Here is a 25,823-nt window from a genome sequence, read left to right on the forward strand (position 1 = left end):
ACGCGCCCCACGAAGCGTTCCGGCCCGAGCTCTCCGCGGGGAGAACTCGGGCCGGGATCGGGTCAGCCGCGTCTCACAGCAGGCCGAGGTCGCGGGCCTTGGCGATGGCCTCGACCCGGTTGCGCGCGCCCAGTTTGCGGCAGGCGTTCTGCAGGTAGCTCTTGACGGTGTTGCGGGACAGGAACATGGCCTCGGCGATCTCCGGGTTGCTCTCACCCACCGCGACCCGGCGCAGCACGTCGTACTCGCGGGCGGTGATCAGCGAGCCGCCGCGGTCGTCGCCGACGGGATTGCCGCGGGCGGGAGGGCGCGGGGCACCGCCCCGCGCCGCCGCCAGCACGGTGCCCACGATGTCGCTGCGGGCGGAATCCTTGAGCAGCACGCCCTGCGCTCCCGCGTCGATGGCCGACCGCACCGCGGCGTGCTCGGGATAGGCGGTGAAGATCACCACTCGCACTCCCGGAACGACGCGGCGCAGCTCGGCGACGACCTCGGGGGCGAGCAGGTCCCGCAACCGGAGGTCGAGCAGCACCACGTCCGGCCGGGTGGTGGCGGCGAGTTCGATCGCCTCCGCGCCCGAACCGGCGCCGCCCACCACCCGGACCGCCCGGCTGGCCGCCAGCAGCATGCCCGCGCCCTCGCGCACCACCGGGTGGTCGTCGACGACGAGCACCCGGACCGGGTCCCCGGGGCGCGCGGCGAGGTCACCACTCCCGCGCCCCGGGGCGTGCCGGTCCGGACGCCGTTCCGGCAGGACCGCGGCCCGCTTCGTCGAGCGTTCGATGCTCGTCGTCATGGTCACACCGCGTCCGCGACCTTGTTGAGGGTGATGGACTGCCAGTTGGTGTACTCCACGAGGCCGTGCACCGAGTTCTCGCAGCCGATGCCGGACTGCTTGTGCCCGCCGAACGCCTGCAGCGGCGAGTACTGGTGCACCTCGTTGAGCCACACGGTCCCGGCGTCGATCCGGCGGCCGATGCGCTCCAGCGCCTCCAGGTCCTTGCCCCACACCGTGGCGCCGAGACCCCAGTCGGTGTCGTTGGCGCGGGCCACCACGTCGTCCTCGTCGCGCCACTTGACCACCGGCAGGATCGGGCCGAACGGTTCCTCCCGCACCAGGCGGGAATCCTCCGGCGGGTTGTCCACGATGGTCACCGGCACGAACCAGCCGGGCGCGTCCTCGTCGATCTCGCCGCCCAGCGCGAACCGGTAGCCGTTGGCGCGGCAGTCCTCGAAGTACTCGCGGACCTTCCGGTACTGCGGCTCGTTCTGGATCGGGCCGAGCCCGGTGTCCGGTTCGGACCCGTCGCCGACCTTGACCGTGCGGGCGTAGGCCACGAGCGCGGCCAGCACCTCGTCGTAGACGTCCTCGTGGACGTAGAGCCGCTTCGCGGCGTTGCAGAACTGCGCGTTGTTCTGGAACGCGGCCCAGAACAGCTGCGGGGCGACCTTCTCCGGGTCCACGTCGGGCAGCACGATCGCCGGGTCGTTGCCGCCCAGTTCCAGGGTGAGGCGCTTGAGGTTCCCGGCCGCCGAGCGCATCACGTGCTTGCCGGTCTCGGTGTTGCCGGTGAAGGCGATTTTGTCGATGCCCTCGTGCGCGGTCATCCACCGGCCCAGGTCGTCGTCCCCGCTGACCACGTTGAACACCCCCGGCGGCAGCAGGTCCTGCACCAGCTCGCCGAGCTTGAGCGTGCACAGCGGGGTGAACGGCGACGGCTTGACGATGATGCAGTTGCCGGTCAGCAGCGCGGGCGCGATCTTCCACACCGCCAGCAGCACCGGGAAGTTCCACGGCGTGATCGCCCCGACCACGCCCAGCGGCGTGTACCGGGTCACCACCCGGTGCTGCGGGGTGTCCTCGATGACCTCCTCGGGCAGCGACTGCTCGGCGATCGCCTTCAGCCAGGCCACCGACCCGCCGATCTCCCACTCCGCCCCGGCGCGCGGTTTGCCCTGCTCAGTGGTCAGCAGCGCCATGAACTCCTCGGCGTGCGCCTCCAGCCGTTCCCCGATGGCGCGCACGGCGGCCTGCCGCTTGTCCAGCGGCGTCGCCGCCCAGCCGGGGAACGCCTCGCGCGCCGCCGCCACGGCGCGGTCCAGCTGGTCGCGGTCGGCGGCCGGAACCTGGGCGACGACCTGCTTGGTCGCCGGGTTGAACACGTCCACCCTGCTCGCGGCGTCGGCCGACACGCCGTTGACGGTCATCACGTAGTCGGTGCCGAAGTCGATCTGCGACGTCGTCACGTCACCCTCCTCATCCGTCGGATCACAGCTGGTGACATCGTGGGGGTGATCGCACCGTCGCCGATGTTCCGATCTGGAACACCGATCACTCGATCGAGAGAGCCCGGATGCGCCGGTAGAGGGTGGTGCGCCCGATTCCCAGCTCGACCGCGGCGCGCACCTTGTTCCCGCCGTTGCGCCGCAGGGCGGAGCGGATGATGTCGCGCTCGGCCTCCTCCAGGGGCGACAGCCGCCTGCCCGGGCCCGGCGACCGGTAGGCGGCGGGCAGGTCGGCCGGGGTGAGGTCACCGGCGCCGCGCCGCTCGGCTGCCATCCGCACCACGCTCGTGAGTTCGTGCAGGTTGCCGGGCCAGGTGTGCCGGGCCAGGCAGCGCAGCGCGTCCGGCGTGAAGCGCAGCGGCGTGCCGGGGTGGTGCTCGGCGAGCAACCGCGACACCATCGCCGGGATCTCCTGGCGGCGCAGCCGCAGCGGCGGCAGGTCGACGCGGTGCGGGCAGCGGGACAGCAGCCGGGTGTGCTCCCCGTCCAGTTCCGCCACCGGCGGTCCGGTCAGCACGACCTGACCGGTCGCGTGGTCGAGCACGGAGAGCAGACCGCTCACCGCGTTCTCCGGCAGCAGGTGCACGTTCTCGACCACGGTGAGCTGGCCGGCGGATCCCGTCGACACGGCGACCCGGGCCAACCACGCGTGCACCCCGGCCGCGCCGAGGTGCACGGCGTCGTGCACGCGCACCGGCTTGCCATCGGCGAGTTCGCGTGCCGCCGTGGTGCGCCCGCTGCCGATTTCGCCGCAGATCAGCAGCGGCCCGCGCACCGACCGGAGGTCGTCGAGCTGGTCCTGGACCCGGGCCGCCGACATGCGCCGCCGCCGCGGGGTGCGCTGACCGTCCACAGTGGAGAACTCGTAGAGCACCGCCCCGTGCGCGCCCTCGACGGCGGTCGCGGTGACCAGCACCTCGCTGCCGGACGCGAGGGCGAGCCGGGCGGGCCCGCCGCGCGCGGCCGAGCGCAGCGCGACGTAGTCGGCGGGGTCGAGCAGGTCGGTCGCGGCCGGGTTCGCCAGCGTCAACCCCTCGCCGAGCACGACCACCGGCGCCTCGGTGCGGGCCGTCCTGGACTGGTAGGCCGCGAGCATGCTCTTCTCGCTGCGGCGACTCCCGTCGAGCAGGCGCTGCTCGATGTCGTGCGCGGCGCGTTGCAGGAACGGCCCGAGCAGCGGCGTGGCGTCCCGGGCGTAGCCGGTGACGTCGAGCACGCCTTCGAGCTTGCCGGTGGTCGGGTGCCAGACGGGGTGCCCGTAGCAGCAGAACTGCTTGAGCGGCTCCAGGTAGTGCTCCTCCCCGGTCACGAAGACGCCGCGGCGGGTCTCGTAGGTGGTGGCCAGCGAGTTCGTGCCGGTGCTGTCCTCCAGGTACTGGCTGCCGGGCACCGCGCGCACCTCGTCGAGCGCGTCCCCGAGCCGCGTCTGCCCGAACCGCCGATCGACGATGCGGGACTGGGCGTCGGCGAGCAGCACGCTGAACCCGGTCTCCGCCAGCTGCGAGGCCACGGTGTCGAGCACCGGAGCCGCCGCGGCGACGAGTCGGCTCTGCTGGTCCACCTCCGCCAGCCGCACCCGGTGCAGCGGGGTGTCCGGAGCGAGCCCGCTGATCCGGGCCCGGTGCCAGGAGAGGCGGATCTCGGGACGCAGCGCGGTCTCGCCGGGTTCAGACGGCACGGCTCCTCCTCTGGTGTCGTGCGGATCGGTCGTGTTCATCGAGGCAAGGGACGGCCGCCGGGAGCAACCCTCCATTCGGGGGTGGTTTCCGCCGCGCCGCCGACGTACACCGGTAGGAATGGCACCGGCGAGCGGAGGAGTCGACATGCGGCGGGACGAGCGGTCCCAGGAGCAGGTGCGGGAGAGCCTGGCACGGCTGGCCGAACTGGACCGCTTGTATTCGGAGGCGGCGACCGCGGGATGTCGGTCCCTGGCGATCCGGCGTTCGGTGGATCGGCTGCTGGCCGAGGACGCCGACTTCACCATCGCCTGGATCGGCGTGCCCGACCAGGAGTCGCAGCTGCGGATCAGAGCGGCCGGCGGTACGCGAACCGGTCTGCTGCGCGACCTCCCCGTGCCGCGCGGCGCGGGCCTGACCGGGAAGGTCTTCGCGCGCGGCTCGGTGGAATGGGTCGACGAGTACTTCGGTTCGCAACTGATCACCCACGACTTCGACCGCGAGATTGACGAGGAAGGTGTCACCCGGCTCATCGCGGTCCCCATCGTCAGCGACAGCCGGACGATCGGTGTCCTGTCGGCGGGGGTGAGGATACCCGGCGCGTTCGGCAGCCGGGCAGTGGAGCGGGTGGTGGCCGTGGCCAACAGCGCCGCGCTGGCCGCGTCGGTCGCCGAGCGCGAGCAGCGGAGCGCCGAGATCGCCGCCCACGAGGAGCGGCGGCGGATGGCGGTGGAACTGCACGACACCGTGGGGGCGATGCTGTTCGCGATCGGCGCCGGTGCCCGGGACATGCACGAGCACCTCGGCGACGACCGCGCGCTGGTGCAGCGGCTGAACCGGATCGAGGAGCAGGCCGCCGAAGCCAGCCGGCTGCTGCGCGAATCGCTGCGCGCCCTGCGGGCCTCGCCCACCGAACTGGCGCTGTCGGTGGCCCTGCAGGCCGACTGCCACGCCTTCGAGGAGCGCTCCGGGGTCCGGGCGCACCTGGTCAGCCTCGGCGACCTGCCGGTGCTGCCGCAGCACCGCATCAACGTGCTGCTCGCCGCGGTCCGCGAGGCGCTGCTGAACGTGGAGAAGCACGCGCAGGCGACGTCGGTGGCGGTCAGCGTCTCCGTCGACGACGGACTGCTCAGCATCGCCGTGACCGACGACGGGGTGGGCATCCCGCGGTCCTTCGACCCGCTGACCGAGGTGGCGGCGCCGGAGTCGGACGGGATGGGGCTGCGCAGCGTCGCCGAGTCCCTCGCGCGCATCGGCGGCACGCTCCAGGTCCGGGCCAGCGCCGACGGCGGAACGGTCTGGCGGGCACGGGTGCCGGTGTGAGCGCCTGTCTTCGAACCTGCTCCCGGAAGCCGGAGCCGGTGTGGCTGTGGCGCGTCAGGGCCTCGTTGGGGGGGTGGTCGGGTGACGGGCGGGCCGCTGAGGTTCCGCCACCGGCACCGCCGCCCAAGACGAGTTCAAAGACAGGCTCTGGGGCCGCGAAACCCTCCAGCTGGAGGTGCTCGCTGATCTGTTCGGTGGACCATGCTGCGACCGGTCACCGCTAGTGAACGAACATCACGGAAAGGACCGTTCAATGCAGACCACCGCAGCAGTGCTCCGTGAAACCGGCAACCCGTTGGTCCTGGAGGACGTGGAGATCGAACAGCCCCGCGCCGGGGAGGTCCTGGTCCGCATGGTCGGCGTCGGGGTCTGCCACACCGACCTGGGCGTGATCGCCACCGCGGCCCCGGAGCAGCTGCCGGTCGTGCTCGGGCACGAGGGCTCCGGCGTCGTCGAGGCCGTGGGCGAGGGCGTCACCTCGGTGGCGCCCGGCGACCACGTGGTGCTGAGCTACAACTCCTGCCACGACTGCGATCACTGCGCGAGCGGGATCAACGTGCACTGCCGCAACTTCGTGCCGCTGAACCTGGTCGGCGCCCGCCTGGACGGGTCGTCGCCGCTGAGCCGCGGTGACGAGAAGGTCTTCGGGCACTTCTTCGGCCAGTCGTCCTTCGCCCGGCACGCCATCGCCAGCGAGAACAACACGGTCAAGGTCAACCCGGACCTGCCGCTGGAGCTGCTCGGGCCGCTCGGCTGCGGGGTGCAGACCGGCGCCGGTGCGGTGCTGAACTCGCTGAACCCCGAGGAGGGGTCGAGCATCGCGGTGTTCGCCGCCGGGTCGGTCGGGCTCAGCGCGATCATGGCGGCCGTGGTCGCGGGCTGCTCCACCATCATCGCGGTGGACCCGAAGGAGAGCCGGCGGGAGTTGGCGACCCGGTTCGGGGCCACCCACACCGTCGACCCGCAGGCCGTGGACCCGGTCGAGGCGATCCGCGAGATCACCGGCGGCACCGGCGCCCGCTACTCCGTCGACTGCATCGGGTTGCCGCAGGTGGTGCGGCAGGCGCTTGAGTGCCTGCAGTCGTACGGCGTGTGCGCCACGGTCGGGTTCCAGGGCATGAACAACGAGGTGACGATCGACCAGGGGCACCTGCTGTTCGGCCGTTCCCTGGTCGGTGTCATCGAGGGCGACGCGGTGCCCGGCGACTTCATCCCGCACATGATCGAGCTGTACCTGCAGGGCCGCTTCCCGTTCGACAAGCTCATCAGCACCTTCACCTTCGAGCAGATCAACGAGGCGATCGACGCCGCCCACCACGGCGAGGTCGCCAAGGCGGTGCTCACCTTCGAGTCCTGAAAGTCCGCGGTCGAACTCGTCGTGGGTGGCGGAGTGGCGGAACCTCGGCGGCCGCCCGCCCCGTCACCCGACCGCCCCGGAGGAGGTGCTGACCGCGCCACAGCGCCTCCTCGGGAGAGCCCCGACTCGTGTTGCCAATGCACACAGCGTCGGGGCTTTCCTCGCGAGACAGGGCGATGAAGCGAGAGCCCTTCGCGGCGGGAACCGTGACTGTCCGGTGTGGACATGACAACGGTCCTGATCCGCTCGCTGGTCGGCAACGGGCGGAAGATCCAGCAGACGCACGGATCGGCCTCGCGTCGAACGAACCTGTTTTCGCTGTCGCTCACGCGCCTGCTCACTCTCTGCTTCTCTTGGAGGCGGCCGGTTGGCGCCTGTCCGCAAGAACGCCAACCGGCCGCGAACGGACCGATGCCGGGTCGGGGGACTGCGACGGCACAGACGCGACATCGGGCCGTGCCTTGGGGGCCGTCAGCAGGCGTGCACGTACCTGGGGGCCTGGTGGGCGTGAGCGTCCTCGGCCAAGGCGGCCTCGATGCATACCCGGCAGGGGCGGGCACGCGGGGTGTTCGACGCGCCCATGGCCAGGCCGCACCGCGTCGTCGCGATGGTGCCCGGCTGACGCTCGTGAGAGGTGCCCTCGTGATCGGTCCACATCACCCGGACGGTAGGCGGACCCGTGGTGCTGTCCTGCGGTGTGAGCGGAGTGAACAGCCCGGCCCGGTATCCCGACGAGACCACGCGGTCGCCGGTCATTCAGCACTCCCGGTCGAGTCCTGGTGCAGGTACAGCCTGATGAACTTCGCGGTCGTTACCAGTCCCTCTGCGAGGTCGGACAGCTCGTCGTCGTGGGACTTGTGCATGACGAGAGCGTTCGCCTGCTCCCTCGTCGCGTTCTCCGCCTGTTGAAGCAGGTAGATCACCTGGGACCGCATTGAGTACGGCCGCACGGTGGGGGAGAACTGACAGGACACTTCCCCAGCGCCGTCGGCGTATGTGGGAATGAGATCGTGTCCCACCATGGTCACGCTTCGCTGAACTGCGTCTTCGGCTTCCACCGGAACCCCCATGTCGGTCTGCGATCAGTGCTGTTGGAGTCGAACAGGACGCTATTGGGGTTCTTGGCGGTGGAGGGACAACGAGGGGACAATGGTCAACATGGGCGGTGAGGCCGAACGGGTAGGCTCACGGGTCGCGAAGCTGCGCAAACTTGCTGGTTGGACGCAGCATCAGCTCGCAGCGCGTGCCTTCATCTCCACGTCGCTCGTGAAGCAGGTGGAGCAGGGCAGGACTCCCCCCAGTGCGGCGTTCGTAGCGTCCTGCGCCCAAGCGCTTGGTGTCGAAGTGCAGGACCTGTACGGAGTCAACCCCGAAGAGAACGTTACCGAGCTGCACAGTGAAATAGCGGATATCGGAGAACTCAGGGAAGCGCTACATTCCTTCGATGATCCGCAACCGACCGGCAAGCCGCTGACTGGGTCCTCTCTCCGAAAGAGGCTGAACAGTCTGGAGCAACGACGTCGTGCTCAGAAGTTCTCAGATCTTGCCCTGTCTCTTCCGGGGACGATGCATCAGCTATTTGCATACGTCGATCGCACCGCGTCAGGAACAGAGGAGGGCGAGATTGCGCGAGCGATGTTGCACGATGCCTACAGGCTCGCCGCGAACGTCGGACGTCACTTTCGACACGCGGATATTGCCGCTGTGGCATCCGAGCGCCACATCTTCCTAGCGCCCTACACGGGCGATCCACTCAGGGCTGCCCTGTCCGATTGGCACCGTTCCACATATTTCCTGCAGAACGGCCGTTACTCGGCTGGCAATCGGCTTCTCGATCGCGCGATTGCTGGAGTGGAGCAGGAGTCGAGGAGCCCGAAGGCGAACGGAATGGCCGCACAACTGCACCTTCGCGCGGCAGTCATGGCCGCCAGGGGGGGAGACGGTGCACGGGCTGATGACCACGTTCGAGAGGCTCGACGACTGGTCAGCAGTGGGTGCGAACCGACGCCGTACCAGAACACGGATGCGAGCGAGCTCAACGTTGCGATCCATTGGTGCGCAATACCAGTCGAGATGTACGACGGTTCGGAATCCGTCAATCGTGCCTCCAAGCTCGCCATCGTCGACCGTACGCGCCCAGAGCGGGTAGCGCACCACCACATCGACCAAGCGCGTGCATGGTTTCTGCACGGGAACCGCGAACGATCCCTGACCGAACTGAACCATGCTCGCCGAATAAGCCCCCAGCAGACACGAATGCATCCATCGGTTCGTGAAACCGTGCGGGCGATCGCTGAGGCCGATAGGCGCGCGACGGACACTCTGGCAAGTTTCGCCCGCTGGGCCGGAATTCGGGTGTGAACGGCCGCTGCGGCGTGGCCGTCAGTCGTCGTCGAGGGGGAAGTCCCGGCGCAGCAGCGCGGCGGCCAGTTCGACCCGGGACCGGTAGCCGGTGCGCGCGAACATCCGCGTCAGCCGGGCTTCCACGCTCTTCTCCGTGGTGCTGAACACGGCGGCGATCTGCCTGTTGCTCAACGCCTCGGCCACCAGCACGGCGAGCAGGCGGTCGTTCTCGGACCGCGCCGCCGTCCGGCCCGGCACGCTCACCCGGTGCTCCTGCATGCACTTGCGCAGCCGCGCCCGCCACAGCAGCGCGCCCAGTTCTCCGAGCAGGTCGTACGCCTCCGCGAGCAAGCGGTCGGTCACGAGCCCGGTCGGCACCAGCCGCAGGAACGTGACGGCGCATTCGAAGGGGGAGCGGCGCCGGCGGGCCAGCTCCACCGCGGCTTGCGCGCTCGACCGGTCGCCCAGCACGGCGGCCCGCGCGATGAGGCTCTCCAGTTCGGCGCTGCCGGTGCCGACGCGGTGCGCGGCTCGTTCGGTGCGCAGCAGGCTGCGTTCGGCGGCCTCGTGCTCCCCGCGTCCGGCCTGCAGGCGCGCCAGGTCCGCCCACAGCACCTCGGTGCCCAGCACGACGCCCTGGGCGGTGGCGTTGCGCAGCGCCGACCGCAGCAACCGCTCCGACTCGTCGGTTTCGCCGAGCAGCCGCAGCGCGGTGGCGTGCGCGTGGTCGACGACGTGCGCCAGGCTTGCCCGCGGGGCCTGTTCGGCCAGTTCCCGCGCCGAACCCAGCCGGCCCAGCGCCGTCAGCAGGCGGATCGCGGTGCTGCGGGCGAACGCGGCCACCACCGGGTCGGGGTCGGTGGACCCGGCGCAGAGGTCCTGCCGGGCCGTGCTCATCGCCTCCTCCCAGCGCCCCGAGGACCACTGCAACTGGAGGAGGTCCGCGCGCGGCACCCGGTCCGGGAGTGCGGTGTCGAGCCCCCGGTCCGGAAGTTCGGCACCGTCCCCGACCGCGAGCAGCAGGGACCGGCTCTCCGGGCCGCGCGGTCCGGGGGAGGTGCCCAGCAGGACCGAAGCGGTCGCGTCGAACCGGCGGCACCACAGCGCGAGCTCCGGTTCCAGGTCCGCCGTGCGCAGGCGGCGCAGCTCCGGAGCCGCGTCCGCCCACCGGTCCAGCAGGCACCACGCGACCGCGCGGAGCGCGTCGCGCCCCGCTCCGCCCGACGGGAGCCACGCGGCACCGCCGTCGGCGATCCGCGCGAGTTCGGCGCGCCCGTCGCAGGCGGCCAGCGCGAGCAGGTGGTGCAGCGCGAGCACGTCTCGCTCCGGCTCGGGCAGCGGCGGCACGCCAGCGGACAGCAGTTCGCGGGAACTGCCCAGCGCCTCGCGCATCCGCCCGTGGCGCACGCCCGCCGCGCAGTGCCGGGCGAGCGCCCGCGCCCGCTGCCGACGGGTCCGCGCCAGCGAAGCGGCGGCGGCGGACCAGCGCAGCACGCGGGGGTCGGCGGCGAAGCGGGGATCGGTCGCGCGGTCGAGCAGCTCGCGGTGCGCCCGCGGCGCGCCAGCGAGGGAACCCGCCTCGGCGAGCAGGTCCGCCAGCACGTCGTCGTCGCCCCGGATCTCGCCGCTCCACCAGGCGTGCACGGCGACCGAGGCGATCCGCCGCCGCTCGAACGGCCCGGTGGCCGCGCGGACGGCCAGTGCCATCGCCGGAACGGCGAAGCGCCCCGTCCGGTCGGTCAGCACGCCCGCTGCGACCAGATCGTCGACGACGTCGACGACGTCCTGTTCGGACAGTCCGAGCGCGCGGGCCGCGAGGGGGAGCGCGTCGCGCCCCACGCCGTCGTAGACCGCCAGGCACCGCAGGACCTTCCGGCGCGTGCCCTCCTCGGCGGCCAACGGCGGGTGGGACAGCGCGATCGGCGCCGGGTCCGGGCGCAGCACGGCGCGGCGGTCGACGAAGCACACCGCCCCGCGGTCGCGGTAGCTCTCCGCCAACGACGCCAACCACGCGGGGCATCCCGCGCTGAGGCGGTGCAGTTCGGCGTTCAGCGCCGCGTCGGGAGCGGCGCCGAGCAGATCGGTCAGCGCCTGCGCGGTGTGCCGCGCGGTGAACCGCCGCACGATCCGGACCAGCGCGTGCCCGGACCTCCGGGCCGCGTCGAGGACCGCCGACTTCTGTCCTTTGTGGACTCGATAGGTCGCGACCAGGGTGCACCGCGTGCCGACGAGCCGGCGCGCCAGGTCCGGCACCAGTGCCGCGGACGCGTCGTCGGCCCAGTGCGCGTCGTCGAGGAGCACGACGAGCGGGCCGAGCGCGGCGAGCGCGGACGACAGCGCCGTCGCGAGCCGGCAGGCGGTCAGCTCGTCGTCGGCGTGCTCGGCCAGCCGGGCGGTGAGGCCGAGCAGGTGCTCGACCCGCTCGCGCGTCCGGCCGTGCTGGCAGGCGACCAGTTTCGCGAGCACCCGGTGCACCGCCCGGTAGGGGGTCCGGCGGTCGACCTCGGTGAAGCGGACCCGCACCGTGCGGTGCTCCTGCTGCCGCAGGGCCTCGTCGACCGCGTCGAGCAGGGTCGAGCGTCCCGAACCCACCGTGCCGCCCAGCGCCACGAACGACACCGCGCCGCTGCCCACGGCGTCGCCGACGTCGCGCAGCAGGTCGTCGCGTCCGGCCATGCGGTTCCGCTCCGGCGGGGCGAGCACGACGCGCGGGCACGTCCGCTCCGGTGGGTGGCTGAGTGCGGCGGTGCCGTGGGTCACGGCCGGTGTCCTTCCTCGTCTCGTGCCGCGCGGAGCGGCGCCGGTGGGCAAGCGAGGGATCTCCCTGCATCTTGAGCATCGTGCGTCCCGGAGCCCGGTCACCACCTGCACATGGGGGGTATCAAGGCCGGAGGCGTTGTGCGGGCCGGACGGCGTTGGTTGTGTGCTCGGCGGGAACACGTCGAGTCACGGGAGGAAGGAACGGATGAGCCGGGAGGGCGCCCAGGTCGTCGGCCGGGACGGGGAGTTGGCCTTGCTGACCGAGTACGTCCTGCGGCCGCCGGGACGGGCAGCGGTCGTGGCGGTCCGGGGCGGGGCCGGTGTGGGGCGGACGGCGTTGCTCGACACCGCCTGCCACACCTGGCGCCGCGGCGGCCGACCGGTCCTGCGCGTCCCCGTCGAGCGGCCGCTGCTCGACGTGCTGCTCGACGCGGTGCGCGAGCGGTACGGCCACACGGCCAGCCCCCGGCTGATGGACAGCATCGCCGCCGCGAGCTCGCTCCGCGCCCGCCGCGGACGCCCCGAGGGCCTGGCGCTGGCGCACGAGGTCGGCCGGGCCGTGGCGCTGGCGGTCGGCGGGGACCGGTGCGGGGTGGTGGCGATCGACGACGCGGACCGCTGCGACGCCGCGACGTCGGACGTGCTCGCGCCCGTGGCGGAGATGGCGCGCAACGGCGGCGTCTCGGTGGTCTTCACGGCCCGCGGCGCCGCCGCGACACCGCTGGACGTGCTGGTCGACGAGTCCGTCGCGCTGGGCCCGCTGTCCGAACAGGACGTTCGCGGGGTGCTGTCCCGGCGGCTGCCCCGCCATCCGCTCGACGACACGCTCGTCGCCGCGCTGCGCACGGCGCTCGGCCCGCTGTTCGGCCATCCCGGTGTCGTGCTGCCGACGCTGCGGTCGCTGCGCGAGGCGGGACGCCTGGTGGTCGTCGACGAGCACTGGTGCCTGCGGGGTGACGACGAGATCGCGCTGCCGGCGGAAGACGAGTTCGTCCGGCTGTTCCGGTGGCACCCCAGCGCCGCCGCGCTCGCGGCGGTGCTCACGCCCCGGCCGCTGGGGCTGGACGACCTGGTGCGCGACCTGGAACACCGGGGCGCGGATCTGGGAGAAGCCGGAACGCTGCTGGACGAACTCGTCGCCGCCGGTGCGGTGTCGGTCTCGGCGACGGGGGACGCGGTGTCGTTGGCGGTCCCGGCCCTGACCGCCGCGCTGCGGTCCGCGGCGGTCCGCGAGCGGGCGGTCCCACCCCGCGCGGTGACCCCGGCACGGGTCCGCGACCTGGTCGCCGAGGGCCGGTTCGACGAGGTCTGCGACCAACTGGAACGGGACCTGCCCTCCCTGGTCCGGGACGGGACCGCGAACCCGGGGGTGCTCGGCGAACTCGCCGCGACGTACCTGGCGGCGCGGTTGCACGAATGGCGGCGCTGCGAACCGCCGGAGATGACCGCGGTGCTGCGCGAGCTCGGCGCTCCGGACCCGTGGCAGCCCTACGCCGCGGGCCGCTGGGACGCCCTGGCCCGACACCTCGACCGGCTCGGGCCCACGACGCCGGGAGCGTTCTTCAGCCTGCTGGCGGCCCTGTCGGGACCGCCGGTGGACGACGCCGAGCTGCCGCCGGGTCGGCTGGAGGCGTTGCGCGACGCCGCCGCCCACGGGGACCTCGCCACGGTCCTGGAGTTCTTCCCGCGCACGGCGTGCCGGACCTCCACCGACAGCGACTTCGCCGGGTACCGGCGGGTGTTGCGCGCCTACCGGGAGGGCGACTGGGACGCGGCCCTGTCGTGGGCGCGTCGGATGGAGGCCCGCGCTCCCGAGCGCCGCGACGCCCCACCGCGCCGGCTCGCCCGCGCGATCGCCGCCGAGGCGTGCTCCCGCGCGGGCGACCACGAGCGGGCCGACGCGTGGTTGCGCGGCGTCTCGCACGAGGTCTTCGCCGGCCACCTGGTGAGCTGGGCGCGCTGCGGGCTGCGCTACCGCACCGGCCGCGCGGCCGAAGCGCTCGACGGCGGCTGGCGGGAGTACCGGTGGCACCGCGAGCAGGGCCGCACGTCCGGGCTGGACGTGCTGCTGGGCAGGCTGGTCGACTGCGCGGTCCGGGAAGGCGAGCAGCACTGCGCCGAACTCGGGCTGGCCGAACTGGAGGACCTCGACGCGCTGGTGCGCCACCGGCGTTCGCGGACGGCGGTGCTGCTGGCGCGTGGTCTGGTGCACCACGACCGGGCCGCCCTCGCCGAAGCCCTGCGGTTGGCCCGCGGCAGCGGGGACCTGAACTCGGTCGCCCGGGCCTGCCTGGCGCTCAGCGAACTCAGCGACGACCCCGGTCCCTGGCTGTCCGAGATGTACGAGCTGACCCGGCGGTACGGCTCGGCGCAGAGCAGGGTGCAGCTCGCCGAGGCGATGCGGCAGCACGGGGTGGTGGTGCCCCAGCAGCGGGCCCGCTCGGAGAGCTTCGGCGAGATCGAGGCGCGGATGGTCGAGCTGGTCAGCGACGGGTGCACGAACCGCCAGATCGCCGCGGTGCTGCACGTCAGCGAGAAGACGGTGGAAAGCCACCTCACCAGGATCTTCGCCCGCACCGGGTGCCGGACCCGGGTCGAGCTGGTGGCCGCGTGGCTCGACGGGCGGATCGGGGAGGTGACGGCGTGAGGGCGTTGCCGACGACCGCGCCGCGGCAGGAGACGAGGACATGATCACGGTTTCCCAGGCGGTGCCCGGCGGGTACCGCACCGTTTCGCAGGCGGTCAGCGTCGCCCCGGACGGCGCGGTGATCAGCGTCGGACCGGGGCACTACCGCGAGAACCTGGTGCTGACCAGGCCGGTCACCATCGCCGCGGAGGACGGCCCGGGCACCGTCCGGATCAGCTCCGCGGTCGGTCCCGCGGTGCGGGTCGAGGCGGCGGCGGTGTCGGTCACCGGTGTCGACCTGGACGCCGGCGGCCCCGAGGACGTTTGCGTGCTGGTGTCCTCGGGGCGCCTGTCGCTGGTCGAGTGCGCGGTCCGGGCCGACTCGTGGGCGGCGGTGTTCGCCGAAGGCACCGGCAGCCTGGTGATGCGCGATTCGACGGTGCGCAACCCGGCGGGCGCGGGTGTTGTGGTCACCTCCTCGGTGGGCGGTGCGGTGCACGACTCGGTGTTCGACGGGCTCGGCACGTCCGCGGTGGTGGTCACCGGGCAGGGGCGCCTCGACGTGTCGGGTGGCGAGGTCCGCGGCAGCGGCGGCAACGGCTTCTTCCTCAGCGGCACCGCGCGTTTCGCCGCGACCGGCACCACGATCGCCGACTGCGCCGAGAAACCGGCGGTCGCCGTCGAGGAGTCCGCGACGGCCGAGCTGCACCGGGTCTCGGTGCGCGGGGCCGGCGGGCTGGGGCTGTTCCTGAACACGACCTCGTCGGTGGCGCTCACCGGCTGCGCGGTGGAACGGGCCGCCGAGGACGGAATTCTGGCCAGCGGTGCGACGAACGCGACGCTGCGCGACTGCGAGGTGCGCGGCGCGCGGAACGGGATGCGCTTCGCCGGAGCGGGCCGCGCGGTCCTCGAAGGCTGCGCCGTGTCCGATGTGGACTCATGCGGGGTGGTGGTGGAAAACGCCGCGTTCGACTGCGAGAACCTGCGGGTCCGCGCGTGCCGGGAGGACGGTGTCGTGCTCGCCGCGCACCAGGAGCCCGCGTTGCGCGGGATGTCCGTGCGGGACTGCGGCGGTAGCGGCGTCGTCGTGCGGGGCACGGGCGGGGCGCGGCTGGACGGCGTCGAGGTGGAAGCGGCCGGGCGGGCCGCGGTGTCGGTGGTCTCCGGTGCGCACGCGCTGCTGCGCGGCTTCAGCACCCGGGCCGGGGGAGGACCGGGGATTCTCGTCGAGGGCGGCAAGGTCGCCGTCGTCGACGGGGACCTGCACGGCTGCGGCGGCGACGGCGTGCGCCTGGTGGACGGAGCCGGCGGCGAGCTGTCGCGGTGCCGGGTCCGCGCCGCCTCCGGCCACGGCGCGCACGTCGGTGCCGCGTCGCAGGCGCGGATCTCCGACTGCGAGTTCCTGGGCAACGACGGTGACGGCGTCCGCATCGACACCGACCGCGAGGTCGTCGTCCGCGACTGCGCGCTCCGCGACAACGGCGGGGCGGGCGTGCGCCAGCAGGTCGCCTCCGACGCCGTGACCGTCGAGAACACCACCAGCGGCGGCAACGCCTTCGCCGACGCCTACGGCGCCGCGCAGGTCGCGGCCGCCGAACAGGCCGCACCGCAGGCGTCCGGCGGGGCGCGGTCCGACGAGCGGCGCCCGGCCGAGGAACTCCAGGCGTTGGTGGGCCTGGAGAACGTCAAGCGCGAGGTGACCACGCTGGTCAACCTGAACCGGATGGCCAAGCTCCGCGAGCAGGCGGGGCTGTCGGCGCCGCCGATGAGCCGGCACCTGGTGTTCGCGGGCGCACCGGGCACCGGCAAGACGACCGTGGCGCGGCTCTACGGCGCGATCCTCACCGAACTCGGCGTGCTCACCTCCGGCCACCTCGTGGAGGTGTCCCGGGCTGACCTGGTCGCCCAGGTGGTCGGCGGCACCGCGATCAAGACCACCGAGGCGTTCCGCGAGGCGCTCGGCGGCGTGCTGTTCGTCGACGAGGCGTACACGTTGAGTTCGCAGCAGGGCGGCACCGGCCCGGACTTCGGCCGCGAGGCGATCGACACGCTCGTCAAGCTGATGGAGGACCACCGCGACGAGGTCGTCGTGATCGTCGCCGGGTACTCCCGGGAGATGGCCGACTTCCTGGCGAGCAACCCGGGCCTGGAGTCGCGCTTCAACCGGACCATCGAGTTCTCCAACTACTCGGCGTCCGAGCTGGTCACGATCGTCCGGCAGCAATGCGCCCGGCACGACTACCAGCTCGACGACGACGCCGCGGACATCCTCGCGGGCTACTTCGAGGACATGCCCAAGGACGAGACCTTCGGCAACGGCCGCACCGCCCGCAAGACCTTCGAACTCATCGTGGACAGGCAGGCTTCCCGACTGGCGCTGTCGCCGTCGGTGTCGCCCGCGGACCTGACCCGCCTGCGCGCCGAGGACGTCCTGTTCAACACGCCGGTCGCCTGACCGGCAGGACGCGCCGTCCAGCGCACCGCGCGATCCCCGCGCTCCCGCCGTGCGAAGCCGTTGCGCTCACAGCAGTTCGACGTGGTCGCGGTAGGGGGCGAGGCGGGAGTCGGCGGGGGACAGGTCGGTGACGAGCACGTCGTTTCGAGCTGTTGCGGTAGCCACGCCCGCCGGCGTCGAGGCTGCATCCGCTGATCGCGCCCGCGGCCGGAACCGGTCGTCCACCCCGGCGGCGGCCGGCGCGGCCACATCGATCACCGCAACCGCTGCTCCGACGGCGTCACAGCCACGCCTCGACGGCCAGCAGGTCGCGCATCGAGACGACGCCGACCACCAGGCCGCCCCGCAACACCGGGAGGTGCCGGACGCCGGCGTTGAGCATCCGCCGCGCCACGTCGCGGGTGTCCTCGCCGAACTCGGCGGTTTCCAGCCGTTTCGTGGCGTACCGGGTGACCGGCGTGGTGGGCAGGTCCGCCTGCTCCGCGATGGCGCGGACGAGATCGCGCTCCGAAATGATGCCGACGATGCGGTCGGCCTCCAACACGGCGAGAACGCCGACCTGCTCGCGGTGCATCCGCGTCGCCACCGCCTCCAGGGTCGAGCCGGCCTCGCAGGTCAGCGTCCCAGGTCGGTAAGCCTCTTCGACCCGCACCGGGACCACCTCCTCACGGCGCGCTCGCGGCGTACCCCGCGCGCGCCTGCCACGTCACGGTGGCGAGCACCGACCGGCCCGAGCAGGGCCGATGGCCCTCGGAACGGGCCGCGGTCGCCGGTGCCCACCGCTCATTCGCCGCCTTTTTGGATGTAGGAGCGCACGAATTCGGTCGCGTTCTCCTCAAGCACGTCGTCGATCTCGGTCAGCAGTTCCTCCGTCGAGTCGTCGAGATCCGCGCGGCGGTCCCGCCCGGTGGGAGCGGGCTCGGTCGACTCGTCGTCGTCATCGCGTTCGTACCGCCGGGGCTTTTCCTGGTGCATGGTCGGCCTCCTGGTTGGTCCGCGTGCCGATGGCGCCGCCGTGGGCAAGGGTCACCACGCGCGGCGGCCACCCGACAGGGCCGATTGGCACCCCCGCGCCCGATCCGGCGGGTTACCGACCGGTAGGGCTCCCGGAGTCGACGCGGACGTCGCCCCGGGGGCGTGCGAGACGGCGCCGCGCACCGGGCGGGTGTCACGCGCTGCGGAAGACCTGCTTGGCCACGGCCATCGCGGACATGGCCTTCGGCCAGCCGGCGTAGAAGGCCAGGTGCGTGATGACCTCCGTCAGCTCGTCCTCGCTGAGCCCGTTGTCCCTGGCCAGGCCGAGGTGGTAGGTGAGCTGCTCGTGCGCCTCGCAGCGTGGTGCACGCGGGGTGCAGTCGCAGGGCCGCGAGCGCGGTCGTGGCGGCCACGGCGGCGACCAGCGCCGACCGCGCCCGCCCGGTGGCGGGTGCGGTGGCGGGGTCGGGATGCCGGTTACCGGATGCGACCGGAGCGGACATGGGCGGGTGGGCTCCTGGGGTGCGGTCGGGAGGGGGCTGGATTCGGCGGGAACTGGTCCGAATGCCCTGGTCACAGCCGATGCAACCCGCTGTCGTCGCCGGGTGGGAGGGCGAGGTTTCGGCGATCAGGCGGCCGGGCGGACCAAAGGCACACCGATCCGCCCCAGGAGAACAACGCGGATGGAACGCAACCCCACCAGCCCCACCGCCAAAGCTCCCGACACCAACTTCACCGGGGACGTCTACGTCAACCCGATCCACCGCGGGGAGGACCCGTCGCGGCTGATCGTCAGCCGCGTGCGCTTCACCCCCGGTGCCCGCACGAACTGGCACTCCCACGCCGTCGGCCAAACCCTGCACGTCACCGACGGGATCGGCCTGGTGGTCACCCGCGACGGCACCACGTGGTTCGAACCCGTCACCGACGAGCAGTACCGAGCCGCCCACCAGCGATGAGCCCATCCGCCGTGCTGGCGCGGGGACTCCCCCCGCCCGCACGGCCCGTGAGCGCGACCTCCGCGGCAGCTCAGAACGCCGGGAGACCCGCGGTCTGGGCGGTGTGCAGGTTCCGGATGACGTTGCGCGTGCACTTGCGGTCGCGGGACCGGTCCTCGCTGCACGGGGTCCGCCGGTACTTGTCGGCGCCGGACTCGAACAGCAGGTACGTGGTGCCCTTGTCGTTCGTGATGCCCTCGGCCAGGCTCGGAGCGCGGAAGCACTTGGCGGACTTGTCGATGTCGGTGGCGCCCTTGTCGACCACGTAGATGTTGCTGCGGTTCTGCCGCCCGGACGAGGTGCTGTAGAAGAAGTGGTCGCCGGCGACCATCATTCCCTGGGTGCGCTTGGGGACCTCGTACTTCTCGCCGGTGGTCAGCGAGCCGTCGGCGGCGACCCGGTAGGCGTACATCGCGTCCCGGCCGTGCGCGTTGAACCTGCCCGAGTACAGCACGTCCCCGTCGGCGGTCAGGAAGGACGAGCCGTAGACCTCGCGGGCCTTGCCGGTCTGCGCGAGCACACCGGGGTTCTTCTCCTTCAGCGCCTCGGCCACCTCGGACGCCTTGTACTTGCGGATGGTGTGCCACTTCCCGGACTGCTTGCCGGAGACGAACACCCAGCCCTTGGCGACCGCGATGCCGCCGACGTGCGAGTAGGCGATCGGCACGCTTCCGACGGTCTTGCCGTTGGCGGGGTCGACCCCGTAGATGCGGGCGGACTTGCCGTTCGCCTCGTACTCGGTGATCAGCAGCAGGTCCTTGCCACCGTCCCAGTCGTGCCACGTGGTGAGGCCCTGCGGCACGAAGTCGCCGAGACCCGGGATTTCCGGGCCACGACCGAACTTCTCGTTGTAGACCTTCCCGGCGGACTCGCCCTGGTAGAAGCTGCTGTCGCCGCCACCGGTGGAGTCGCACTTGATTCCCGCGGCGGTCGCGGTGGCGGGCACGACCGCCGCACCGCCGAGCGCCAGCGCGGCCGCCAACGCGGTCGTGGCGGTCTTGCGGATCGTCGATTTCATGACGTCTCCCCTGATGTCCGGTTCTCCCCCCAGGTGTTCCTCTCGGGGCGTGCGGAGATCGGACGTGCGGCGGGCGGGACGGGTTCCCGGCGCGAGGACGACGGGAGCGACAACCGCATCCACGGCCCCGGGGTGGTTCAGCTGCGCGCGGGTGCGCGACGCCGGGCGAGCGCGTAGCCGACCAGGGCGAACGCCACGATCACCGCGAGGGTGCCGAAGGTGAACGACTCGAAGGTCAGGCGGGAGACGTTCCAGGACTTCGCGAAGTCGTACGGCACGCCGAACAGGTGCTCCAGCAGACCGGGCGCGACGGTCTGCCACGCCCCGAGCAGCACCCACAGGTAGATCGCGCCGAAGCACACCGCCAGCCCGACTCCGCCGCCCGGCACCCGGAAGGGCCGCTCGACGTCCGGGTGCAGCCTGCGCAGTCGCAGCACCGCCGGGAAGATCAGCAGGTAGGACATCAGCAGCGTGCTGACGGCGATGTTGAGCACCACGGCGAACACGGCCGACGTCGCGCCGCGCTGGAGTTGCGTGGCGGCCAGCGTGAACAGGGTGGCCACCACACCGGACAGCAGGTTCACCCGCACCGGCGTGCTCAGCTTCGGGTGGAACGCGCCGAACCAGCGGGGGAACGCCCCGTCCGCGGCGGCGACGGCCTGCACCCGGTCCGACGCCATCATCCACGAACACCCCTGGTTGAACAGCACCACGACGAACGCCGCCGCGGCGGCGGACAGCATCGCGCCGGATGCGTTGCCGTAGACGGAGAAGACCTCGCGGACCGCGTCCATGAACCCGCCGAGCCCGCTGATCCGGTCGACCGGCACCACCGCGACGATGCCGAGCACCGGAACCAGGTAGCACAGCGCGGAGATCACCCCGGAGGTCGCGACCATGATCGGCACGTCCCGCCGCGGGTTGTGCATCTCCTCCGCGGCGCCGTTGGGCGCTTCGAAGCCCACCAGCGCGAACATCAGCACCGGGACCACGCCGAGGAATCCGGCGACGGTGGGCAGGAAGCTCGTGCTCCCGTGGATTCCGTTGTGGACGGCGTAGATCACGACCGTGACCGCGAACAGCAGCACCAGCGCGACCTTGACGATCGCGCCGAGCGTGACGAACCACTTGCCGTGCCGCAGGCTGACGATCGCGCCCAGGATGGCCGCCCAGATGAACACCAGCTTGAACGCGTAGTCGCCGATGCTGCCGGACGCGGTCGGCACCAGGTAGGTCTCCCAGGTGGTCGCGGCCAGGAACGCGATCGATCCGCCCAGCCACACCGGGTTGGTGATCCAGTACAGCATCGTGCCCACGCCGGCGGCCAACCGCCCGAACGCCAGCCGCAGCCACACGTACGGCCCGCCCTCCTGCGGGAACGCGCTGCCCAGCTCGGCCATCACCAGCCCGTAGGGGAACAGGAACGTCACCACCAGCACGGCCGTCCAGGTGAACGCCTCGGCGCCGGAAGTGGCGATCTGGCCGACCGTGTCCAGCGAGATGATCGCGGCGATGGCGAAGAAGATGGTGTCCACGCGGCGCAGGTTGCGGCGGACGTTGCCGATCTCGCCGCCGGCGAGCGGAGTGTGCGTGCTGGTCATGGGACCTCCGACTGGTGGACGACGCGGCCGTCGGCGACGGTCGTCACGACCCGCAGGGTGCCGAGTTCGTCGGCCGGGACCGCGCAGGGGTCCCGGTCCAGCACCACGAGGTCGGCGGCGCGGCCGCGGCTGAGCGTTCCGGTTTCGTGGTCGAGGTGGTTGGCGCGGGCCGCCCCGCTGGTGTACGCGGCCAGCGCCGCGCCGACGGTCACGGCCTGCTCCGGCAGCAGCGGATCGTGCCGGGAGCGGTGGTCCTGGGCGTGCGGGTCGTCCGGCGGTGCGGTGCGGTTGACCGCGACGTGCACGCCCCACAGCGGATTCGGACTGGACACCGGCCAGTCGCTGCCCGCCGCCAGCGGCACCCCCGCCCGTGCGAGCGAACCGAACGCGAAGTGGTGCCGCTGCTGCTCCTCGCCGAGGAAGGGCAGTTTGGTGTCGACGAGCACGGGGTCGTTGCGCGCCCACAGCGGTTGGATGTTGGCGATCACACCGAGTTCGCGCATGCGCACCACGTCCACCGGGTCGATGAGGTCGAGGTGCGCGATCTGGTGGCGCCGGTCGGTCCCGCGCTCCGCCGCGCGGACGGCGTCGAGGCACTCGCGGACCGCCCGGTCGCCGACCGCGTGGAAGTGCACGTCGAAACCTGCTGCGTCGAGCCGGGCGGTCGCCTCGGCCAGCTCCGCCGGGTCGATGAAGCTGATGCCCCGCTCGTGCCCGTGCCCGCGGTACGGTTCGAGCACCGCGGCGGTGAGGTTCTCGCACACCCCGTCCTGCATGATCTTCACCGCGGTCGGCCGGAACCGGCCGTGGACGATGCCGTCGCGGCGGTCCACCAGTTCGGCGACCTGCTCGACGCCCACTCCCCGTCGCCACCACAGCGCGCCGACCACGCGCGCGGTCAGCAGTCCGCGGTCCGCGAGCGACGCGTACGCGTCGAAGGGGTCCGGGATGCCCAACGCGTCCCCGACCGCCGCGTCCTGCCAGGCTGTGATGCCGAGGCCGTGCAGGTACCGCTGTGCCTGCAGGATCGCCTCTTCGATGCGCCGCCGCCCCGGCGGCGGCAGCAGCCGGGTGACCAGCTCGACGGCTCCCTCGACGAGCATTCCGGTGGGTCGGCCGTCCGCGTCGCGCAGGATCCGGCCGTCCGGCGGATCCGGGGTGTCGCGGGTGATCCCGGCCCGCCGCAGCGCGGCGGTGTTCACCCAGGCGCCGTGGCCGTCGTGGCTGGTGAACACCGCCGGGCGGGCGCCGGTGACGGCGTCGAGGTCGGTGCGGGACGGGAACCCGCCGGGGAAGACGTCGCCGTACCAGCCCGCGCCCCTGATCCACTCCTCGCCGGGCAGCGACGCCGCGTACGCGTGGATGCGGTCGAGGTAGTCGGCCAGTCCGTGCAGGTCGGTGAGGTCGCACTCCAACCGCTGAAGACCGCCGATCACGGGGTGCACGTGGGCGTCCTGGAACGCGGGCAGCAGCGCACCGCCCCGCAGGTCCACGACGTCGGTTCCGGGACCCAGCAGCGGACGCACCTCGTCGTCGCCGAGGCCGATGATCCGACCACCGGCCACCGCCAGCGCGTTCGCCCGGCCTCCGTCCATCGTGTGCACGGGTCCGTTGTGGAAGACGAGATCCGCGCGGGTCACGACACCACCTCCGTTTCCGCCGCGGTCGTCGGCTGCAACCGCACCAGCGCGGGACGCCGGCGCGCCAGCTGGTGGTAGAGGACGCACGAGACGGCCAGCCCGACCAGCCAGGCGACGTCGACCCCGCCGAGCGCGGTGGCGATCGGTCCGGTGTAGACATTCGTCATCATGAAGGGGATCTGCAGCAGCGCGCCCAGCGCGAAGACGAGCAGTGCACCGGCGTTCCAGCGGCCGTAACCGCCGCCGTCGGCGCGGAAGAAGGCGTCGACGTCGTAGTCACCACGGCGGACCAGGTAGTAGTCGACCAGGTTCACCGCCGACCACGGGATGAGCACGTACAGCAGGATGCTGAGGAAGCTGAAGTAGGCGGTGGCGAACCCGCTCTGCGCCTCGACCGCGATCCACAGCCCCACCAGGTGCAGGACCGCCGTCGTCGCCAGGCGGGCCCGGACCCCGGGCACCCAGCCGCGTCGGAACGTCTCGCCGAGGGTGAGGGCGCACAGGCTGCTGCAGTAGGCGTTCACCGAGTTACCGGCGGTGGCGGCGAGCGCGAACCCGAACAGCACGACGAAGCCGATCAGCGGACCGAGCAACTCGTCGAGCCCGCTCATGGTGTCGGCGCCGTGCGAGGCCAGCCCGACGGCCGCCCCGAGGACCATCAGCAGCGCGCTGCTGGCGACGCATCCGCTGTAGGAGCCCCAGAAAGCGCCCCGCGCTCCGGTGTCGCGCGGCATGTAGCGCGAGTAGTCGGAGACGTAGGGTGCGTACGTCAGCTGCCACACGACGCCGATCGCCAGCATGCCCAGGAATCCCGAGGCGCTGAACCGGCCCTCGTGCACGACCGCCCCCAGCGCCCCGCCGGACAGCAGGCGCACGAACGCCACCAGCACGAGCGCCCCGACGACGTAGGAGCTCCACGCGGTGATCCGGCGCACCAGGTCGTGCCCGAACACGCTGACGACCAGGCTGATCGCGGTGCACAGCAGGAGCGTGCCCACCTCGTCCATGCCCGGTGCGATCTGGTGCACCGATCCGGCGGCCACCACCAGGTTCGACGAGAAGTAGCCGACGAACATCACCAGTGCGACCAGCACGATGACGGCCGCGCCGTACGCGCCGAACTGACCGCGCGCCTGGAGCATCTGCGGTACGCCGAGCCGCGGCCCCTGCGCCGCGTGCAGCGCCATGCCGATGCCACCGAGCATGTTCCCGACCAGCACGGCGACGATCGCCCACCCCAGCGACAAGCCGAGCACGGTGGTGGCCGTCGCGCCGGTCACCACCGCCAGCGGCGTCATGTTCATCCCGAACCAGATGGCCACCAGGCCCCTGCTCGTCCCGTGCCGTTCGTCTTCCGGGATGGGAGCGATGGTCTGACGCTCCACTGTGAACAGACGACCGCCGGTCATCTCGCCGCACCCCGGTGCACGGTGCCGTCGGGCGTGGTCCTGGACAGGACTTCCGCGATGGACTCGGCGATCCTGGTCGCCTCGGCTTCGCCGAGCGTGAGCGCGGGGGACAGGACCAGAGCGGTGGCCGCGTCGCGGACGATCACGCCGTGCTCGGCGCGGATGGTGTCGGCGATGTGCTGGATGCCGGGCAGCGGTTCGCGGGTTGTCGGGTCGGCGACCAGTTCGACGCCCAGCATCATGCCGACGTTGCGGACTTCGCCCACCAGCGGGACGTCGGCCAGTGCGCGGCGCAGTTCGGCGGCGAGGAAGTCGCCGATCTTCGGGGCGCGTTCGACCAGACCTTCGCGGTCGATGATGTCGAGGTTGGCCAGTGCCACCGCGCAGGCCGTGGGGTGGCCGTTGTAGGTGTAGCCCATCGGGAAGCCGTGGTCGCGGCCGAGTTCGGTGGCCACGTGGTCGGCGACCAGCACGGCGCCCAGCGGCAGGTAGCCGCTGGTGATGCCTTTGGCGGTGACCACGATGTCCGGGCGCACGCCGAAGTGGTCGGCGGCGAACCAGGTGCCGACCCGTCCGTAGGCGGTGACGACCTCGTCGAGGACGAGCAGGATCCCGTTGCGCCGCAGCACTTCCGCGACGCGCGGCCAGTAGTCGTCGGGCGGCACGACCATGCCCGCCACGCCCATGATCGGTTCGCCGATCATCGCCGCGATGTTCTGCGCGCCGATGCGGTCGATCGTCTCCTCCAGCTCTGCGATGCAGAAGTCGGTGCAGTCGCGGCCGTCGAACAGCTCCGCGCGGTACGGCCAGGGCGGGGTGAGGTGGGCGACGTGCGGCATCATCGGCCCGAATCCGTCGTGGAGAGGTCGAAACCGGTCACCGAACCGCCGCCGTAGGCGATGCCGTGGTAGGCGCGGTGGCGGCCGAGGATCCAGGTCCGCGAGGACTCGCCGCGGCGGTGGTGGTAGTAGCGGGCCATCTTGATGGCGGCCTCGTTGCCCTCGGAACCGCCCGAGGTGTAGTAGACGTGGTCCAGCGGTTCGGGACTGATCGACACCAGCCGTTCGGCGAGCTCGACGGCGCGGTCGTTGGAGAACTCCCAGAAGCTGGTGAAGTACTCCAGGCGGGCCATCTGCTCGCGGGCGACGTCGGCGAGCTCGGCGCGACCGTGCCCCACCTGCGCCAGCCACAGCCCGCCGGTGGCGTCCAGGTATTCCCGGCCGTGGCTGTCGCGCAGCCGGGAGCCTTCGCCTTCGACCATGATCACCCGCTCGGTGGCGCTGGACGGCAGGTAGGGGTGGATGATGTGGGCGCGGTCGAGCGCCGCCAGATCGGTGCGGTGCACAGCGGTTTCCT

Annotated in this window: 19 protein-coding genes; 6 read left to right on the forward strand and 13 right to left on the reverse strand. The window is 72.2% G+C overall.

The genetic code is table 11. The features are described from left to right. Nucleotides 1-73: 73 nt before the first annotated feature. The 3 genes from NV263_RS10250 to NV263_RS10260 all read right to left on the reverse strand — a co-directional run bounded on the left by NV263_RS10250 (nucleotide 74) and on the right by NV263_RS10260 (nucleotide 3,964). Entirely contained in the window at nucleotides 74-796 is a 723-nt protein-coding gene (locus NV263_RS10250; RefSeq protein WP_263252515.1) for a response regulator, read from the reverse strand. A gap of 2 nt (nucleotides 797-798) precedes the next feature. Beyond that, nucleotides 799-2,247, reverse strand: a complete 1,449-nt coding sequence (locus NV263_RS10255) for an aldehyde dehydrogenase family protein (protein ID WP_263252517.1) — start codon at nucleotides 2,245-2,247, stop codon at nucleotides 799-801. A gap of 85 nt (nucleotides 2,248-2,332) precedes the next feature. Next, the gene (locus NV263_RS10260; RefSeq protein WP_263252520.1) at nucleotides 2,333-3,964 is read right to left on the reverse strand and encodes a sigma-54-dependent Fis family transcriptional regulator; all 1,632 of its coding nucleotides are present in this window, start codon (nucleotides 3,962-3,964) and stop codon (nucleotides 2,333-2,335) included. Between the two features lie 145 nt (nucleotides 3,965-4,109). Between NV263_RS10260 and NV263_RS10265 the strand changes: the two genes are divergently transcribed. From NV263_RS10265 to NV263_RS10275, 3 genes are all read left to right on the forward strand, one after another. Then, on the forward strand, nucleotides 4,110-5,285 hold the full coding sequence (locus tag NV263_RS10265; protein ID WP_263252521.1) for a GAF domain-containing sensor histidine kinase: 1,176 nt from the start codon (nucleotides 4,110-4,112) through the stop codon (nucleotides 5,283-5,285). A 271-nt stretch (nucleotides 5,286-5,556) separates the two neighbouring features. Beyond that, nucleotides 5,557-6,642 carry an NAD(P)-dependent alcohol dehydrogenase gene (locus NV263_RS10270; protein WP_263252523.1) on the forward strand — a complete coding sequence of 362 codons (1,086 nt, stop codon included), beginning with the start codon at nucleotides 5,557-5,559 and terminating at the stop codon, nucleotides 6,640-6,642. Between the two features lie 1,149 nt (nucleotides 6,643-7,791). Continuing rightward, complete coding sequence (locus NV263_RS10275; RefSeq protein WP_263252526.1) at nucleotides 7,792-9,003, forward strand: helix-turn-helix domain-containing protein; 1,212 nt, start codon at nucleotides 7,792-7,794, stop codon at nucleotides 9,001-9,003. A gap of 21 nt (nucleotides 9,004-9,024) precedes the next feature. Here the strand turns inward: NV263_RS10275 and NV263_RS10280 are convergent, their stop codons facing one another. Next, nucleotides 9,025-11,745 (reverse strand): AAA family ATPase, encoded by a 2,721-nt coding sequence (locus tag NV263_RS10280; RefSeq protein ID WP_263252527.1) that lies wholly within the window; start codon nucleotides 11,743-11,745, stop codon nucleotides 9,025-9,027. Nucleotides 11,746-11,950: 205 nt separating this feature from the next. On the opposite strand from NV263_RS10280, the gene NV263_RS10285 reads away from it, so the two are divergent. Continuing rightward, the gene (locus NV263_RS10285; protein ID WP_263252529.1) at nucleotides 11,951-14,392 is read left to right on the forward strand and encodes a helix-turn-helix transcriptional regulator; all 2,442 of its coding nucleotides are present in this window, start codon (nucleotides 11,951-11,953) and stop codon (nucleotides 14,390-14,392) included. Nucleotides 14,393-14,432: 40 nt separating this feature from the next. Beyond that, on the forward strand, nucleotides 14,433-16,826 hold the full coding sequence (locus NV263_RS10290; RefSeq protein ID WP_263252531.1) for a right-handed parallel beta-helix repeat-containing protein: 2,394 nt from the start codon (nucleotides 14,433-14,435) through the stop codon (nucleotides 16,824-16,826). Nucleotides 16,827-17,106: 280 nt separating this feature from the next. Here the strand turns inward: NV263_RS10290 and NV263_RS10295 are convergent, their stop codons facing one another. The 3 genes from NV263_RS10295 to NV263_RS10305 form a co-directional block, all read right to left on the reverse strand. Continuing rightward, nucleotides 17,107-17,478 (reverse strand): CBS domain-containing protein, encoded by a 372-nt coding sequence (locus tag NV263_RS10295; protein ID WP_263252533.1) that lies wholly within the window; start codon nucleotides 17,476-17,478, stop codon nucleotides 17,107-17,109. 131 nt (nucleotides 17,479-17,609) lie between these two features. Continuing rightward, entirely contained in the window at nucleotides 17,610-17,801 is a 192-nt protein-coding gene (locus NV263_RS10300) for a ubiquitin-like protein Pup (protein WP_263252535.1), read from the reverse strand. 193 nt (nucleotides 17,802-17,994) lie between these two features. Beyond that, nucleotides 17,995-18,378 carry a carboxymuconolactone decarboxylase family protein gene (locus NV263_RS10305; RefSeq protein ID WP_263252536.1) on the reverse strand — a complete coding sequence of 128 codons (384 nt, stop codon included), beginning with the start codon at nucleotides 18,376-18,378 and terminating at the stop codon, nucleotides 17,995-17,997. 106 nt (nucleotides 18,379-18,484) lie between these two features. On the opposite strand from NV263_RS10305, the gene NV263_RS10310 reads away from it, so the two are divergent. Next, nucleotides 18,485-18,760: a cupin domain-containing protein gene (locus NV263_RS10310; protein ID WP_263252538.1), complete on the forward strand. Its 276-nt coding sequence runs from the start codon at nucleotides 18,485-18,487 to the stop codon at nucleotides 18,758-18,760. A gap of 70 nt (nucleotides 18,761-18,830) precedes the next feature. Here NV263_RS10310 and NV263_RS10315 read toward each other — a convergent pair whose 3' ends face one another. From NV263_RS10315 to NV263_RS10340, 6 genes are all read right to left on the reverse strand, one after another. Continuing rightward, entirely contained in the window at nucleotides 18,831-19,817 is a 987-nt protein-coding gene (locus NV263_RS10315; protein WP_263252539.1) for a hypothetical protein, read from the reverse strand. A gap of 137 nt (nucleotides 19,818-19,954) precedes the next feature. Continuing rightward, entirely contained in the window at nucleotides 19,955-21,418 is a 1,464-nt protein-coding gene (locus tag NV263_RS10320) for an APC family permease (protein ID WP_263252541.1), read from the reverse strand. Next, nucleotides 21,415-23,058: an amidohydrolase gene (locus NV263_RS10325; RefSeq protein WP_263252543.1), complete on the reverse strand. Its 1,644-nt coding sequence runs from the start codon at nucleotides 23,056-23,058 to the stop codon at nucleotides 21,415-21,417. Before NV263_RS10325 ends, NV263_RS10320 begins: the two co-directional genes overlap by 4 nt. Further along, nucleotides 23,055-24,467: a purine-cytosine permease family protein gene (locus tag NV263_RS10330; RefSeq protein WP_263252544.1), complete on the reverse strand. Its 1,413-nt coding sequence runs from the start codon at nucleotides 24,465-24,467 to the stop codon at nucleotides 23,055-23,057. Before NV263_RS10330 ends, NV263_RS10325 begins: the two co-directional genes overlap by 4 nt. Beyond that, nucleotides 24,464-25,309 carry an aminotransferase family protein gene (locus NV263_RS10335; RefSeq protein ID WP_263252546.1) on the reverse strand — a complete coding sequence of 282 codons (846 nt, stop codon included), beginning with the start codon at nucleotides 25,307-25,309 and terminating at the stop codon, nucleotides 24,464-24,466. Before NV263_RS10335 ends, NV263_RS10330 begins: the two co-directional genes overlap by 4 nt. After that, nucleotides 25,306-25,812 carry an aminotransferase class III-fold pyridoxal phosphate-dependent enzyme gene (locus tag NV263_RS10340; protein WP_263252548.1) on the reverse strand — a complete coding sequence of 169 codons (507 nt, stop codon included), beginning with the start codon at nucleotides 25,810-25,812 and terminating at the stop codon, nucleotides 25,306-25,308. Before NV263_RS10340 ends, NV263_RS10335 begins: the two co-directional genes overlap by 4 nt. Nucleotides 25,813-25,823 lie beyond the last annotated feature (11 nt).

The sequence above is a fragment of the Saccharopolyspora rosea genome (assembly GCF_025643595.1).
GTDB classification, from domain to species: Bacteria; Actinomycetota; Actinomycetes; order Mycobacteriales; family Pseudonocardiaceae; genus Saccharopolyspora; species Saccharopolyspora rosea.

Excerpts from the sequence above, each read along its gene's own strand:
- NV263_RS10250 (WP_263252515.1), bottom strand. The coding sequence starts at position 796 with ATGACGACGAGCATCGAACGCTCGACGAAGCGGGCCGCGGTCCTGCCG.
- NV263_RS10265 (WP_263252521.1), top strand. The coding sequence starts at position 4,110 with ATGCGGCGGGACGAGCGGTCCCAGGAGCAGGTGCGGGAGAGCCTGGCA.
- NV263_RS10275 (WP_263252526.1), top strand. The coding sequence starts at position 7,792 with ATGGTCAACATGGGCGGTGAGGCCGAACGGGTAGGCTCACGGGTCGCG.
- NV263_RS10285 (WP_263252529.1), top strand. The coding sequence starts at position 11,951 with ATGAGCCGGGAGGGCGCCCAGGTCGTCGGCCGGGACGGGGAGTTGGCC.
- NV263_RS10290 (WP_263252531.1), top strand. The coding sequence starts at position 14,433 with ATGATCACGGTTTCCCAGGCGGTGCCCGGCGGGTACCGCACCGTTTCG.
- NV263_RS10300 (WP_263252535.1), bottom strand. The coding sequence starts at position 17,801 with ATGCACCAGGAAAAGCCCCGGCGGTACGAACGCGATGACGACGACGAG.
- NV263_RS10310 (WP_263252538.1), top strand. The coding sequence starts at position 18,485 with ATGGAACGCAACCCCACCAGCCCCACCGCCAAAGCTCCCGACACCAAC.
- NV263_RS10315 (WP_263252539.1), bottom strand. The coding sequence starts at position 19,817 with ATGAAATCGACGATCCGCAAGACCGCCACGACCGCGTTGGCGGCCGCG.
- NV263_RS10320 (WP_263252541.1), bottom strand. The coding sequence starts at position 21,418 with ATGACCAGCACGCACACTCCGCTCGCCGGCGGCGAGATCGGCAACGTC.
- NV263_RS10330 (WP_263252544.1), bottom strand. The coding sequence starts at position 24,467 with ATGACCGGCGGTCGTCTGTTCACAGTGGAGCGTCAGACCATCGCTCCC.
- NV263_RS10335 (WP_263252546.1), bottom strand. The coding sequence starts at position 25,309 with ATGATGCCGCACGTCGCCCACCTCACCCCGCCCTGGCCGTACCGCGCG.